Source organism: Nocardiopsis exhalans, from assembly GCF_024134545.1.
Lineage (GTDB): Bacteria > Actinomycetota > Actinomycetes > Streptosporangiales > Streptosporangiaceae > Nocardiopsis > Nocardiopsis exhalans.
In genome coordinates this window covers 5,559,793-5,573,189 of sequence record NZ_CP099837.1, presented here as the reverse complement: position 1 = coordinate 5,573,189, position 13,397 = coordinate 5,559,793, and the positions used below count along the sequence as shown (strand labels likewise).

Here is a 13,397-nt window from a genome sequence, read left to right as displayed (position 1 = left end):
ACTCCCGGCTCAGCCCGGCGCCGGGCGGCCCGCCAGGTCGGCCAGGACCGCTGCGGCGGCCCGCTCCCCACTGACCATGGCTCCTTGGAGCGAAGGTGTGTCGCGGTGGTCACCGGCTACGTAGATGCCCTCGCCCAACCGCACCGGGAGTCGGAGATCCCCCTGGGGCGGGGGCGCCGCGGGCAGGGCGTCCGGGACGTGGACGGTGCGGATGTGCTTCCAGTGGCCGTGGTGTGTGCCGAGGACACGGGCGGCCTCAGCGCGCACCACGGTTTCGTCCGGCTGTTGGGATCCCACGACGGAGGAGGCGATGAGCGACATTCCCGGCGGGGCGTAGGCGGGCGCGGTAGCGGTCATCACCATGACGCCGGACAGGCGCAGCCCTCCGCTGCTGGTGCGCCCGTCGACGTGCAGGAGCGGGTCCTCGTGGGCGGTGACGGGCCGGGCGTGGAAGTAGGTGGTAGTCGCGTTGGTACGCGGCACGTCCAGGGCGGGAAGGAGCCGCCGGGCCTGTGACGGGCCCACCGCCACCAGGACGGCTCGTGCCCGCACGGTGGACTCCTCGGTCTCGACCCGGCCGGGGGCCACCGAGCGCACCCGGGTTCCCAGCCGGATGGACGCTCCGGCGGCGTTGCGGGCCAACTGCTCCGGAACGGCCTGCATGCCCGCGGCCGGGACGGTCAGGGTGCCTCGGACGAAGGAACGCCAGACCAAGCTGTTGACCCGGCTGGAGGTCGAGAGGTCCTCGTCGAGGAAGACACCTCTGAGAAAGGGGCGTATCAGTGTGTTCACCGCCCGCTTGCCCAGACCTCGCTGTTGGAGTTCGGTGATTATGTCCGTCTCGGGGCGCTGCTTGAGGCGCTCGGCTGGCAGCAGTGCGTTCTCCGCGACCATACCCACGAGACGGAACAGGTCCGAGGCCCGGACGGTGTCACCGGAGAACAGCGACAGTGCGGACAGGGCAGCCGAAGGGGAGGGGACCAGCCTGAGCAGTCCCCGGTCGGTGCGCACGGCCATCCCCTTGGGGAAGGCCGCGAGGTCCAGCGCCTCCAGGTCCAGACGACGGCGCACGGCCGGATAGCCGGTGTTGAGGACCTGGAAACCGCGGTCCAGGACGTACCCGTCCACCACGGTGCCGCCGACCCGGCCGCCCACTCTGTCCTCAGCCTCCAGGACGGTCACGTCCAGCCCGGCGTCCGCGAGGTCGGCCGCCGCCACCAGGCCGGCCGGCCCCGCTCCCACGATGACGACGTCACAGCTGCGCGGTAGCTCGGTCATCGCACCAGCCTACGCAAGCGATTCCCGTCTGGTCGGTCGAACCGCCCGGACACCGGAGACCGGTTGTGGTCGGGCCGCCCCTGCTTATCGCGGCCAGGTCTCCTGGCGCCAGGCGGCGTCCCAGAACATCCACTCGTAGGCCGTGGCCCGCACGAACGCCTCGCGCATCCGCGCCACCGTCGCCTCACCCGCACCCTCGGCGAGCCGGTCGGCGATCGCCTTCACCTGTTCGGTGGACCTGGCGAACTCCTCGTCGCCGTAGGTCGCGATCCACTCGCCGTAGGGGTGTTCGGTGAGGTCTCCGGCCTTGGCCGTGAGGCGCTCTCCGACATCGGTGTAGATCCAGAAGCACGGCAGGATCCCGGCCACCAGTTCGGGGTAGCCCTGGGTGTGCGCGAGCGAGAGCACATAGGAGGTGTAGGCGGTACAGGTCGGCGAGGGCCGGACCTCTTCTCCAACACTGCCCACGGTGCCCTCGTGCAGAGAACTCTCCACCACGATCGCGCCGTGCGCTGCCTTGGCGAAGAACGCGATCTCGTCGCTGGTCTGGGCCTGGCTCGCCGCCGAGGCCAGGGCGCGCGCGTATCCGCGCAGGTAGAGGGCGTCTTGGGTCATGTAGTAGTCGAACCGTTCCCGGCTCAGACTGCCGTCCCCGATTCCACGGACGAACGGCAGGGCGTCGATGGCGTCCCGCGTCGACGCGGTCTCCTCCCATACCCGGGCACAGAAACCAGTCATCAGGCGATCCCTTCGCAAGCACGGTCCAGATCAGGTTCGACGGGTGTGATCTCAGCCCCGACCGTCCACCGGGGCACCCCGTGCCTGCGCCAGACCGTATCGGCCCTGTTCCAGGAACGGGGATCCAGGGTCCGTCTCCGGCCTTCCGAACAGCATCAGTTGCCTGGCGCGGGTGCCTGCGCTCCAAGTGCCTGGAAAGCACGTAAGGCCAGATCCGAAGATCTGGCCTTACGTGCTTCTTGTGGGCGATACAGGACTCGAACCTGTGACCCCTACCGTGTCGAGGTAGTGCTCTAGCCAACTGAGCTAATCGCCCCAGTGAAACTGGGAGGTGGAGACGGGATTTGAACCCGTGTAGACGGCTTTGCAGGCCGCTGCCTCGCCTCTCGGCCACTCCACCGAGTACTCGTGGGACGATTTCTCGCCCCGCGTCTCCTCCGAGCGGACGACGGGATTCGAACCCGCGACCCTCACCTTGGCAAGGTGATGCTCTACCAGCTGAGCCACGTCCGCTTGCTGCCTGGCCTGGACCCCGTTTCCGTTGGCCCCGCCTTGCTGCTGATAAAGACTTTAGCGGAGATTCGACAGACGGCAAATCGGAGCTCGTCGGGGGCGGTGCGCTGGTCCTCGGCGAGGGTGTGCGCAGGCGGTAGCGTCCGCGTCATGTGACCCGGGTAGACACAGGGGCACACCCTGAAAGTGTGGAGTGGAGCGGCATGGACATCCCCGTGACGGACGGTTCGGTGTGTGGTGGCCACCGAGGTGCGACCTCCTGGGCGCGGGCGCGTGAGCGGGCCCGGCTGCTGGGGGAGGAGTCGGGTTCTCCGGTGCGTGAACTCCCGCTGGGGCGTGCGCTGGGCGGTGTGCTCGCCGGTGACCTGCGGGCGTTGGTGGGGTCGCCGGCCTTCGACGCCTCGGCGATGGACGGGTTCGCGGTGGCGGGGCCCGGGCCCTGGGACCTGGTGGGGACCCAGCTGGCCGGGGTTCCGGTGGCCGGGCTCTCGTTGGGCGCGGGCGAGGCCGTGGAGATCGCCACGGGTGCCCGGGTACCCAAGGGGACCGAGGCGGTCCTGCCCTACGAACTGGCCGAGGTGGCGGAGGGCCGGGTGCGCGGCGAGGCCCTGCCGGGTCGGCACGTGCGCTGGTCGGGTGAGGAGACCGCCCCGGGGGAGACGGTGCTGGCGGCGGGGGCCGAGGTGACCCCGGCGGTGCTGGGTTTGGCGGCGAGCCTGGGCCATGACGCTCTGGCTGTGCGTCTGCCCACGGTGACGGTGCTGGTCACCGGGGACGAGATCGCCACGAACGGGCTTCCGGGCGAGGGCGTGGTGCGTGACGCGATCGGTCCGCTGCTGCCCGGAGTGGTCAGCTGGGCGGGTGCCCGCCTGGACCGGGTTCGCACGCTGGGTGACGGTTACGAGGACCTGGCTGAGGCGTTGGCCACGGCCGGGAGCGATGTGGTGGTGGTGTGCGGGTCCTCCTCGAAGGGGCCCGCCGACCATCTGCGCGGGGTGCTGGGGGCGATGGGCGCGCGCACGGTCGTGGACGGGGTGGCCTGCCGTCCGGGTCACCCGCAGCTGCTCGCACACACGGGCGGATCCGCGGATGGAAGCGCGGGCGGCACGGTGTTCGTGGGGCTTCCGGGAAACCCGAACGCCGCGCTGGTGGCATCGCTCACTCTTCTGGTGCCGCTGCTGAGCGCGATGTCGGGACGGTCTGATCCGTCGCTCGGTCCGGGGAGGCTTCCGCTGGTCGGCGAGGTGCGTTCCCGACCCGATGACACCTGCCTGGTGGCGGTGCGCCTGCGGGAGGGACGGGCCGAGGCGGTGGGCCACGACCGGCCGGGCAGTCTGCGCGGCGCCGCCCTGGCGGAGGCCTACGCCGTGGTGCCTCCGGGGTGGGACGGGGCCGGTGAGGTGGAACTCCTGCGCCTGCCCTGAGTGCGCCGGCCGTGGCCTTCGGCCGTACGCGGGGCACGACGCGACGGTGGCCGCGACGTCCTGGTAACCAGGGCGTCGCGGCCACACGGGCTTTCTGTGACTACTTCGCGGGCTCGGAGGCCGCAGGGAACTCGCGAGAGACCTCGGGCCCCTCAGCGCCCTCAGAGGCCCGAGGAGCCTCGGCGGCCTCGTGGTGGGTCACCACGGGTTCCTGGTTCTCCACGGCGGGGTTGCCGTGGCCGCGCAGCAGGAACCAGGCCTGGACGGCGGCGGCGAGCACGATCACCACGGCGATGGCCGAGGTCAGGTGCATGCCGTCGGTGAACGCCAGCCGTGCTGAGTCCATCAGCGCGGCGCCGCTGGCACCGCCCAGGTCTGCGGCGGTGTGGGCGGCTCCGCCCAGGGTTTCCCTCGCGGCTTCGGTCGCGGCGGCCGGGACCCCGTCCACCTCGGTGAGGTGGCCCCGGTAGAAGGCGGTCAGGACACTGCCCAGCACCGCGACGCCCAGCGCACCGCCCAGCTCGTAGGCGGTCTCGGAGATCGCCGAGGCGGCACCCGCGCGCTTGGGCGGGGCGGCCGACATGATCGCGCCGTTGGTCAGCGTCTCGGCGAAGCCGACGCCCAGGGAGATGAGCACGAAGGCGGTGACCACGAGCACGACGCCGCGGGTGACGTCATCGGCCGGGGTGAACACCAGCGTGCCGAACCCGGTCGCCGTGACGATCAGTGACCCTCCGATGATCGCGGCCAGGCTCAGGTGGCGGGCCAGCCGGGCGGCGACCAGACTGGCGACGACTGACAGGACCAGGCCCGGCACCAGCACGATGCCCGCGCGCATCGGCGAGATGCCGAGCACCAGCTGCAGGTACTGGGTGAGGAAGAACAGCGACCCCACCATCGAGAACACGATCATCAGGTTGGTGAGCACGGCCACGCTGAACACCCGCGAGCGGAAGAGGCTCACGTCGATCAGCGGGTCCTCGAGCCTGCTCTGGCGGCGCACGAACAGGTAACCCAACGTCAGGCCGAGTGCCAGGGAGAGGATCGGCAGGACGTCGAGGCCACCGGTGGCCAGCTTCTTGACGCCGAAGACGGCGGGCAGCATGGCGCCCATGGACAGCACGACGCTGAGCATGTCGATCCGGCCCGAGTCCGGGTTGCGGGACTCGCGGACCAGCAGCGGTACCAGGATCAGGATCAGCGCCATCACAGGCAGGTTGATCAGGAAGACCGAGCCCCAGAAGAAGTGCTCCAGGAGCCAGCCGCCCAGGATCGGTCCGAGCGCGGCGCCGGCGGAGAACCCGGAGGCCCAGATCGCGATGGCGAGCAGGCGCTGGCGCGGGTCCAGGAAGATGTTGCGCAGCAGGGACAGGGTCGAGGGCATCAGCGAGGCCCCCGCCACGCCCAGCAGGGCGCGGGCGAAGATCAGGGTTTCGGCGGTGGGCGAGAACGCGGCCAGCAGTGAGGCCAGGCCGAAGGCGGCCGAACCGATCATGAGCAGGCGTCGTCGGCCGATCCGGTCGCCGAGCGAACCCATGGTGATCAGCAGGCCGGCCAGGATGAAGCCGTAGATGTCGATGATCCACAGCAGCTGACCGGAGGTGGGGCTCAGCGCCTCGCTCAGGGCTGGGACCGCGAAGCCGAGCACGGTCATGTCGACCGAGATCAGGACCACGGGCAGGACCAGGACGGCGAGTGCGGCCCACTCGCGGGGACCCGCGAGTGCGGGCGGGCCCCCGTTGCCACCGTTCGTGCGGGTGGCGCCGTTTCCGGCCTTGGCGGAACTCATCTTTCCCTCGTATCGATCGGTGGGTTGCGCGCCGCTCGGTGTGAGGGCGCGGGCCCGGTGGGGGAGTTGGTGTCGTGCCGGGCTTTGCGGGCGGGAAGTCTGGTCGACCGGGGTGCGGCAGCCGCGAGTGGAACTCGGGGTACGGGCGCAGCCCGGGACTCTTCAACCGTCCAGCCGGTACAGTACCGTCCAGCCGGTACAGTGTCAATCGTGAGCACATCGAATACGCGCGACCGCATCCTCGACGCCCTGCAGGACATCCTGATCAGCGACGGCTATTCCTCGGTGACCCTGGAACTGGTGGCCCGCACCGCCGAGGTGTCCAAGGGAGGGCTGCTCTACCACTTCCCCTCCAAAGCGGCCATGATGGTCGGCCTCATGGAGCGCATCCGGGCGCTGGCGGAGGAGGAGTTCCGTGAGGCGGTGGTGAGCGAGGAGGGCGTGGTCCGCTACTTCCTGCGCACGTCACTGCCGCAGAGTGCGGCGGAGAGTGAGCTGTACTGGGCGGTCATCGCCGCGCTGCGCAGCAAGGAGGACATCCCCTCGGAGGCGGCCGAAATGGTCAAGGGGTTGTTCGACCGCTGGGGTGAGCTTCTGCACGCCGAGCTCACCGACCCGGTGCTGGCGGAGACCATCCGCTTGGCCGGGGACGGCATGTACATGTCCTCGATCGCGGGGCTCGGGCAGCCGGACCCGGAGTTGACCCGGCAGGTGATGGAACGGTTGGCCGAGGCCTCGGACAAGGTGCGAAGAGAGCGCTGACCCGGAAGGGGCCGACGGCTCCTGGGTCCCCGCGTGGTTCCCGCGTGTTCCCCGCGCGGCCGTCAGGGATTCGATCGTCATCCGCAAGGCACCGACAGTCCTTCCCGAGGGCACCGTCGGTTGTCTCTGGAAGGTGACAATGTGGTGCTGTTCACGTGCCCGGGAACGTGGTTTACTTCCCAGTAACTTCGTTGCCGCTACCGGGCGCTGGAACAGGGCGCCTGCCCATCTGGCGAGGTGAGGTGTGCACTACCGCGAGATGTGGGGCGTGCCGTGTCGACCGGGAGGCTTCTCTTGGCAAGACTGTTCCTACCTCGCCGGAGCGTCCACGGGGTGAGAACACGCCGACGGGAAAGCGGGGAGCGGATGCACAGGCTCACCAACCGGGTAAGACCGTACGCCTGGGGAGCACGCACGGCCATCCCTCGCCTGCTGGGCACCGAACCCGACGGTACCCCCCAGGCCGAACTCTGGCTGGGCGCCCACCACGGCGCCCCCAGCACCGCGCACTGCGACGACGGCTCCAAATCCCTGCCCGAACTGATCGCGGCGGACCCCCACCGCGTCCTGGGAGTGAGCACCGCCGAACGCTTCGGCGCCCGCCTGCCCTACCTTCTCAAGTACCTCGCCGCCGAGGCCCCCCTCTCCCTCCAGGTGCACCCCGACGCCGACCGCGCCCGCTCCGGCTACGAGGCCGAGGAGCGCGCGGGCATCCCCGTGGACGCGCCGCACCGCAACTACCGCGACCCGCACCACAAGCCCGAACTCCTCCTGGCCCTCGAACCCTTCGAGGCCCTGTGCGGCTTCCGGGAACCCGCCGCCACCGTCGCCGACCTCATCGGGCTCGACAACGAACTCGCCAACGCCCTGCGCGAGGACCTGTCCGCCACCGACACCCACGCCGCGCTCCGGGCCGCCCTCACCCGTCTGCTGAGCCTTCCGGCCTCGGACCGGTGCCGGATGATCGACGAGTTCGTCCGGGAGTGGTCGGGCAGAGGCAGACGCGGCGCGCACGCCGAGATCGTCGTGGACCTGGCGGCCCGTTACCCCGGGGACCCGGGCGCGGTCGCGTCGCTGCTCCTGAACCGGGTGACGCTCTGGCCGGGCCAGGCGCTCTACCTCCCGGCGGGCAACCTGCACGCCTACCTCCAGGGCACCGCCGTCGAGGTGATGGCCAGTTCCGACAACGTGCTCAGGGCGGGTCTGACCGCCAAGCACGTGGACGCCCCCGAACTCCTCGACGTGGTGGACTTCTCGGTCCTGCCCATCCCGTACGCCCAGCCGGGGTTCCTCGACGGGCGCCGCGAGTTCCGCCCGGCCGCCCCGGAGTTCGCGCTGCACGAGATCGGCCCGGGCCGGATCACCGCCCACCTGCCGGGAGACGGCCCCACCGTGGTCCTGGCGCTGCACGGCACGGTGGAACTGGTCGCGGAGGTCGGCGAGGGGGTCACCCTGCGCGGCGGGGAGTCGGTGTTCATCCAGGCCGACAGCGGCCCGATCAAGGTGGAGGGCCACGGCCACGTCGTCGCCGCCACCGTCGGGGACCACCAGGGCGGATGAGAACCCCGGCGCTCACGGGCTGGTCGCCCGGGCCGATCACGCGCTGGCGCGGGCGTAAACCGATGGCGTTCGGCGCGGGCGTCGGGAATGCTGGCGCGTATGACCTCAACTGTGCTCAACGTCGCGATCGACTGTGCGGACGCCTACGAACTGGCCCTGTTCTGGAGCGGGGTGAGCGGACGGCCGCTGCACCCGGAGTCCGAACCCGGTGACGACGAGACCCAGGTGCTGCTGGCGGAGGGCCCCGTGCTGCACTTCAACCAGGTGCCCGAGGCCAAGCGGTCCAAGAACCGGATCCACCTGTGCCTGCGCCCCGAGACCTCGCGTGAGCAGGAGGTGGAGCGGCTGCTGGGCATCGGCGCCACCTTCGTCAGTGACCACCGTAACCCTGACGGATCCGGCTGGGCGGTCCTCGCTGATCCGGAGGGCAACGAGTTCTGTGTTCTGCGCAGTGAGTCCGACCGGGCCGCGACGGATTCCTGAACACCTGCTTTCTGAACACCTGCTTTCTGAACACCTGCTTTCTGAACTGAATGCCAGCCGCACCCGCTGGCTCGGCTGGTCACAGGGGAGCGCGGGCAGTACCGGTCATCAGCGATAGCCTGGGCCCCTCTGTTCACGTCAGTAACTTAAGGGGATCCACCATGGCGCTTGAGCGTCCCGAGATCGACTTCATCGAGGGCCCGGCGCCCGCGGACCTGGAGATCACCGACCTCACCGTCGGCGAGGGCGACCAGGCCGGGCACGGCAACACCGTCAGCGTCCAGTACGTCGGTGTCGCGCACTCCTCCGGCGAGGAGTTCGACGCCAGCTGGAACCGCGGCGAGCCGCTCCGCTTCAAGCTGGGTGCCGGTCAGGTCATCCCCGGCTGGGACCAGGGTGTCCTGGGCATGCGCGTCGGCGGCCGCCGTCAGCTGGTCATCCCGCCGCACCTGGCCTACGGTGACCGCGGCGCCGGCGGCGTCATCAAGCCGGGGGAGACCCTGGTGTTCGTCGTCGACCTGGTCGGCGTCAACTAGGTTTCGTCAGGCCTCGTCAGGTCTTGTCACGAGGTTCGGTAACCGCCGAGCCCCGTAGCGAACACAAGGGCCCGTGCCGCACTGAGCTGTTTGAACTGCTCACACACGCGGCACGGGCCCTTTCTGACTCCCGTGGCCTACCCGAGGGTTGCGCCCACCTTTACATGGCCCTTGAGCAGGTCCCGGGCGATCGTGCGGCGCTGGATCTCGTCGGTGCCCTCGAAGATGCGCAGCAGCCGAAGGTCCCGGTAGAAGCGCTCGATGGGCAGCTCACGGGTGTAGCCCATGCCGCCGTGGATCTGCATGACGCGGTCGACGATCTCGTTGGCCTTCACGCCGCCGAAGAGCTTGGCGATGGACTGCGCGTGCCGGGAGTCCCTGCCCTGGGAGACCTGCCAGGCGGCGTGCAGCACCAGCAGGCGCAGCGCCTCGATCTCGGTCTGGGAGTCGGCGATCATCCACTGGATGGCCTGCCGGTCGGCGATGGGAGCGCCGAAGGTCTCGCGGGTCTTGGCGTACTCGATGCCCATGTCGAGCAGGCGCTCGCAGCCGCCCAGCGCTCTGGCGGGCAGCAGGTAGCGGCCCTTGCCGATCCACTTCATGGCGAGGGCGAAACCCTGGCCCTCCTCGCCGAGGATGTTCTCGTGCGGGACGCGCACGTCCTGGAAGATGAGCGCGGCCGGGCGCCGCTCGCCCATCGTGTCGATGGGCTCGGAGGTCCAGCCCATGTCGCGGTCGACGAGGAAGCAGGTCACACCGCCGTTGGCGCCCTTCTCGGGGTCGGTGACCGCGAAGACCATGGCGAAGTCGGCCTCCTCACCGCCGGTGATGAAGGTCTTCTCGCCGTTGATCACCCATACGTCGCCCTCGCGCACGGCCTTGGTGCGGATGGCCTTGGCGTCGGAGCCCGCGCCGGGTTCGGTGATGGCGAAGCAGGACTTGCGCTCGCCCTCGATGGTGGGGAGCAGGTAGGTGCGCTTCTGCTCCTCGTTGGCGTAGTAGAGGATGTTGTCGGCCTCGCCGCCGAACTTGAAGGTGAGGAAGGTCCGGCCGAGTTCGGTCTCGATGAGGGCCTCGGTGATCGGGTCCAGACCCATACCGCCGTACTCCTCGGGGGTGGCCACACCCCAGAAGTCGGACTTGCGGGCGAGCGCGCGCAGGCGGGTGCTCTCCTCCCGGGTCAGACCGGGCGGGTGGCCCTCGCGCTCGCGGCGCAGCGCCTCGTTCTCCAGCGGCATCAGCTCCCGCTCGACGAAGGTTCGCACCCAGCTCTGGATGGCGCGCTGCTCTTCGCTCAGTGAGAAATCGATCACGGCTGCTCCCAAGTAACCTAACGCTGTTCGGTTATTTCAGGGTACGTTGGGCCGGACGGTCCGCGCAAGGGTGGAACCGAACGGTGTGAGGTTGCGGTGGAATCACCGATGCCGGGCCGGACACGCAGCGCCACCGTGCGATGATCAGCGCGGACGCCGGGTGACCCCGGCAGCGGGTGCCGGACGGACCGGCGCACGACGGCACAGCAGTGCACGACGGCACAGCAGTGCACGACGGCACAGCGCAGAAGGGGAGCCTTTCCGTGGCCCGACCCAAGACACCGATCCTGAGCAAACCGGCGATTCGCGAGGCCGCACTCACGCTCATCGACCGGGACGGGCTGGAGAAGCTGTCCATGCGCAAGCTCGCCCAGGAGCTCGCCGTGCAGGCAGCCTCGCTGTACAGCCACTACCGCACCAAGGAGGAGCTGCTCAGCGAGGTCGCCGAGGAGGTCACCACGCACATCGACGTCTCCGGTTTCGACGGCGGAGACTGGCGCGAGGGGCTGGCGGTGTGGGCGCGCTCCTACCGTGACGCCCTCGCCGAACACCCCAACCTCCTCCCGGTGATCTCCGCCGGACCCGGCCGCCGAGAGGAGGCGCTGCGCCGCGCCGACGCCGTGCACGGCGGGCTCGTCGGTGCAGGCTGGCCGCCCCGCTACGCCACGATGATCGGGGCCTCCACCAAGTACCTGGTGGTGGGCGCCGCGACCAACTCCTTCGCGCGCGGGTTCGATGACGACGTGCGGGTCTACCAGGACCGTTACCCGAACCTGTCGCAGGCGCACCGGCTGGCCGAGGTCGCCGCCGAGATCGACCAGGACAGCTTCGAGCTGGCGCTGACGGCCTTCCTCGACGGGCTCGTCCCGGTCTACGAGAAGGTCCGGGCCGGTTCCGAGGGCTGAGCCCTGACCGATCGGCCAGCCGGGAGGCCGGTCTGCCGGGGGAGTCGCGGGCCGGTCAGCGGGGACAGAACCAGGTCAGTGGGCGGGCGCCATGGAGTCGATCCACGCGCACAGCAGGTCCAGGCCGGTCTCGCCGCGCCCCCGGTCGCCGGTGACGAGGTAGTCGGTCTCCAGCCCGGAGAAGGCCGAGTTCAGCAGGGTGGCCAGGGTGAGGGCCCGGTCGGCGGGCACCCCGCGCAGGGTCAGGCAGGAGGCGACGAACTCCGCGCGCCCGCGCACGAACCCCGCACCGGTGGCGGGCAGGCGCCCCGCGGCGGCCAGCCCCTCGATCTCCCGGATGAGCCGGGTCATGGGTAGTTCTTCGTCGCCGAGGTTGCGCCGCCAGGCCTCGCGGACGATGTCGCTGACCGGGACGGCGGGGTCCTCCCAGCCCCGGGTGGCGAGCAGGGACCGGTGCTGGAGCTCGTCCAGCCGGGCCAGGACCGCCGACAGCAGGTCCTCGCGGTCGGCGAAGTGGTGGGTGAGCACGCGCGTGCTCTGCCCCAGCCCCTGGGCGAGGCCGCGCAGCGTGAAACCGCTGATCCCGGTGTGCGCGAGCTGTTCGATCACGGCGTCCAGGACCTCGCGGCGCCTTGCGGGGTCGGCCTTCCGAGCCATGTGTACCTCCTGCTCCTCCCGTCCCCAACTCTGGCACAAGAGTTTGGGTAACAAGTGTTACCTTTATTGGATGCGTGCTCTCCCCACCTGGCTGCTGGTGCTCACCCTGGCCGCGTTCACCGTGCAGACCGACGACTTCATCGTCATCGGCGTCCTGCCCGCCCTCGCCTCGGATGTCGGAGTCTCCGAAACCGCGGCGGGCCAGTTGGTCACCGTCTACTCGCTGGTCTACGCCCTCACCGCCCCGCTCTGGGCGGTGCTGCTCGCCCGGTTTCCACCACGCGGGATACTGCCGGTAGCTCTGGCCGTCTTCACCCTCGCCAACCTGGCGGTGATGTGGGTGCAGGGGTTCGGGGCGCTGATGGCGCTACGGGTGGTGGCGGCCCTGGCCGCCGCCGTGGTGCTGCCCGCCGCGCTGGCCGCGGCGGCCACCCGGGCCCCGGAGGAACACCGTGGCCGCTACCTGGCCACGGTGATGACCGGCCTGACCGGCGCGATCCTGCTGGGGGTCCCCGCCGGGACCTGGATCGGCGCTGCCTTCGGTTGGCGGGCCACGTTCGTCTTCTGCGGCCTGCTCGGAGCGCTCGCACTGGTTCTGGCGGCCCGGTCACTGCCCAGACCCGGGGCGGCAGCACGTGGAACACCCGGGGCGGGGAGCGGGCAGGACCAGCCCTTGACCGGCCGCGCGGTGTCGGAGATCGGGCCGCCGTCGGGGGAGCCCAAGACCGGGTCGGAGGCGCACGGAGCGGAAGGCCCCGGGCATCAAGGACGCTCCAGCTCTTCAGCGGAAGAAACGGGTTCTGGTGCGGTGACGGGGGTCCGTGCCGGGTTGCGGGCCTCCCTGCGGCCGCTGTTGAACCGGGCCGTCGTGGGGCTGCTCGTGGTCACCGTGCTGGTGGTCGCGGGGAACCTCGCCTTCCAGACCTATCTGGCGCCCTTCCTCGCCGGGCTGGCCGGGGTGGGGCCGCACCAGCTGGCCGCGCTGCTGGTCGCCTCCGGGATCGGCGGAGTGGCGGGCACCCGGTACGCGGGTCGGATGGTGGACCGGGTCGGCGCCAGGTCGGCGTTCGGGCTGGTCTGCGGGGCGTTCTGCCTGACGATGGCCGCCTTCGCGCTCCTGTGGTTGGCCGCGCCGGTCCCGGTCTGGGCGGCCGCAGCGCTGCTGGTGTGCTGGTCCGCCACGGCCTGGGCGGTGCCGACCACGGTGCAGGCGCTCACCCTGGCCCGGGTCGGGCAACGGGCCGCGACCCAGGCCGTGGCGGTGCTCAGCAGCGCGGTGTACGTGGGTGCCGCACTCGGCGGGGTGGTCGGCGGGCTCGCCGTGGCCGCCGGCACCGGACTGGTACCGGCGGCCGCCACCCTGTTCGCCGTTTCCGGGCTGGTCCTGGCCCTGCTGGTGACCCGGGCCAAGGTGCGTTAGACGCCGAGGACGGTGCGGC

General features: G+C 70.5%; 12 protein-coding genes, 3 tRNA genes and 1 riboswitch. Of the genes, 7 read left to right on the top strand and 8 right to left on the bottom strand.

Going from position 1 to position 13,397, the window contains the following annotated elements:
• Nucleotides 1–9: 9 nt before the first annotated feature.
• The 5 genes from NE857_RS24640 to NE857_RS24620 form a co-directional block, all read right to left on the bottom strand.
• Nucleotides 10–1,278, bottom strand: coding sequence for an FAD-dependent oxidoreductase (locus NE857_RS24640; protein WP_301184251.1), 1,269 nt, complete (start codon nucleotides 1,276–1,278; stop codon nucleotides 10–12).
• A gap of 84 nt (nucleotides 1,279–1,362) precedes the next feature.
• Nucleotides 1,363–2,016: a thiaminase II gene (tenA, locus tag NE857_RS24635; protein ID WP_254417861.1), complete on the bottom strand. Its 654-nt coding sequence runs from the start codon at nucleotides 2,014–2,016 to the stop codon at nucleotides 1,363–1,365.
• Nucleotides 2,006–2,107, bottom strand: a riboswitch (TPP riboswitch). It overlaps the preceding gene by 11 nt.
• A gap of 151 nt (nucleotides 2,108–2,258) precedes the next feature.
• A tRNA-Val gene (locus NE857_RS24630) sits at nucleotides 2,259–2,332 on the bottom strand.
• A gap of 13 nt (nucleotides 2,333–2,345) precedes the next feature.
• A tRNA-Cys gene (locus NE857_RS24625) sits at nucleotides 2,346–2,416 on the bottom strand.
• A 40-nt stretch (nucleotides 2,417–2,456) separates the two neighbouring features.
• Nucleotides 2,457–2,529: transfer RNA gene (locus tag NE857_RS24620), tRNA-Gly, on the bottom strand.
• Between the two features lie 203 nt (nucleotides 2,530–2,732).
• On the opposite strand from NE857_RS24620, the gene NE857_RS24615 reads away from it, so the two are divergent.
• Nucleotides 2,733–3,953 carry a molybdopterin molybdotransferase MoeA gene (locus tag NE857_RS24615; RefSeq protein ID WP_254417860.1) on the top strand — a complete coding sequence of 407 codons (1,221 nt, stop codon included), beginning with the start codon at nucleotides 2,733–2,735 and terminating at the stop codon, nucleotides 3,951–3,953.
• A gap of 100 nt (nucleotides 3,954–4,053) precedes the next feature.
• On the opposite strand, the gene NE857_RS24610 is transcribed toward NE857_RS24615, so the two are convergent.
• Nucleotides 4,054–5,742: an MFS transporter gene (locus NE857_RS24610; protein ID WP_254417859.1), complete on the bottom strand. Its 1,689-nt coding sequence runs from the start codon at nucleotides 5,740–5,742 to the stop codon at nucleotides 4,054–4,056.
• A 210-nt stretch (nucleotides 5,743–5,952) separates the two neighbouring features.
• Here NE857_RS24610 and NE857_RS24605 point away from each other — a divergent pair, with 210 nt between their 5' ends.
• From NE857_RS24605 to NE857_RS24590, 4 genes are all read left to right on the top strand, one after another.
• On the top strand, nucleotides 5,953–6,504 hold the full coding sequence (locus tag NE857_RS24605) for a TetR/AcrR family transcriptional regulator (protein ID WP_254417858.1): 552 nt from the start codon (nucleotides 5,953–5,955) through the stop codon (nucleotides 6,502–6,504).
• 366 nt (nucleotides 6,505–6,870) lie between these two features.
• Complete coding sequence (gene manA, locus NE857_RS24600) at nucleotides 6,871–8,064, top strand: mannose-6-phosphate isomerase, class I (protein ID WP_254417857.1); 1,194 nt, start codon at nucleotides 6,871–6,873, stop codon at nucleotides 8,062–8,064.
• Between the two features lie 99 nt (nucleotides 8,065–8,163).
• Entirely contained in the window at nucleotides 8,164–8,547 is a 384-nt protein-coding gene (locus NE857_RS24595) for a VOC family protein (RefSeq protein ID WP_254417856.1), read from the top strand.
• Nucleotides 8,548–8,708: 161 nt separating this feature from the next.
• Nucleotides 8,709–9,083 (top strand): FKBP-type peptidyl-prolyl cis-trans isomerase, encoded by a 375-nt coding sequence (locus tag NE857_RS24590; RefSeq protein WP_254417855.1) that lies wholly within the window; start codon nucleotides 8,709–8,711, stop codon nucleotides 9,081–9,083.
• Between the two features lie 137 nt (nucleotides 9,084–9,220).
• On the opposite strand, the gene NE857_RS24585 is transcribed toward NE857_RS24590, so the two are convergent.
• Nucleotides 9,221–10,396, bottom strand: a complete 1,176-nt coding sequence (locus tag NE857_RS24585) for an acyl-CoA dehydrogenase family protein (protein WP_254417854.1) — start codon at nucleotides 10,394–10,396, stop codon at nucleotides 9,221–9,223.
• A gap of 263 nt (nucleotides 10,397–10,659) precedes the next feature.
• Here NE857_RS24585 and NE857_RS24580 point away from each other — a divergent pair, with 263 nt between their 5' ends.
• Complete coding sequence (locus NE857_RS24580) at nucleotides 10,660–11,301, top strand: TetR/AcrR family transcriptional regulator (RefSeq protein WP_017584106.1); 642 nt, start codon at nucleotides 10,660–10,662, stop codon at nucleotides 11,299–11,301.
• 75 nt (nucleotides 11,302–11,376) lie between these two features.
• Here NE857_RS24580 and NE857_RS24575 read toward each other — a convergent pair whose 3' ends face one another.
• Nucleotides 11,377–11,958 (bottom strand): TetR/AcrR family transcriptional regulator, encoded by a 582-nt coding sequence (locus tag NE857_RS24575; protein ID WP_254417853.1) that lies wholly within the window; start codon nucleotides 11,956–11,958, stop codon nucleotides 11,377–11,379.
• A 70-nt stretch (nucleotides 11,959–12,028) separates the two neighbouring features.
• On the opposite strand from NE857_RS24575, the gene NE857_RS24570 reads away from it, so the two are divergent.
• A complete protein-coding gene (locus NE857_RS24570) occupies nucleotides 12,029–13,378 on the top strand; it encodes an MFS transporter (protein WP_254417852.1) in 1,350 nt (449 codons plus the stop codon).
• The last annotated feature ends 19 nt before the right edge of the window (nucleotides 13,379–13,397 follow it).

Bases quoted from the DNA above. Each gene is read 5' to 3' on its own strand.
- NE857_RS24640 (WP_301184251.1), bottom strand. From the start codon at position 1,278: ATGACCGAGCTACCGCGCAGCTGTGACGTCGTCATCGTGGGAGCGGGG.
- tenA (WP_254417861.1), bottom strand. From the start codon at position 2,016: ATGACTGGTTTCTGTGCCCGGGTATGGGAGGAGACCGCGTCGACGCGG.
- NE857_RS24615 (WP_254417860.1), top strand. From the start codon at position 2,733: ATGGACATCCCCGTGACGGACGGTTCGGTGTGTGGTGGCCACCGAGGT.
- NE857_RS24610 (WP_254417859.1), bottom strand. From the start codon at position 5,742: ATGAGTTCCGCCAAGGCCGGAAACGGCGCCACCCGCACGAACGGTGGC.
- manA (WP_254417857.1), top strand. From the start codon at position 6,871: ATGCACAGGCTCACCAACCGGGTAAGACCGTACGCCTGGGGAGCACGC.
- NE857_RS24595 (WP_254417856.1), top strand. From the start codon at position 8,164: ATGACCTCAACTGTGCTCAACGTCGCGATCGACTGTGCGGACGCCTAC.
- NE857_RS24590 (WP_254417855.1), top strand. From the start codon at position 8,709: ATGGCGCTTGAGCGTCCCGAGATCGACTTCATCGAGGGCCCGGCGCCC.
- NE857_RS24575 (WP_254417853.1), bottom strand. From the start codon at position 11,958: ATGGCTCGGAAGGCCGACCCCGCAAGGCGCCGCGAGGTCCTGGACGCC.
- NE857_RS24570 (WP_254417852.1), top strand. From the start codon at position 12,029: ATGCGTGCTCTCCCCACCTGGCTGCTGGTGCTCACCCTGGCCGCGTTC.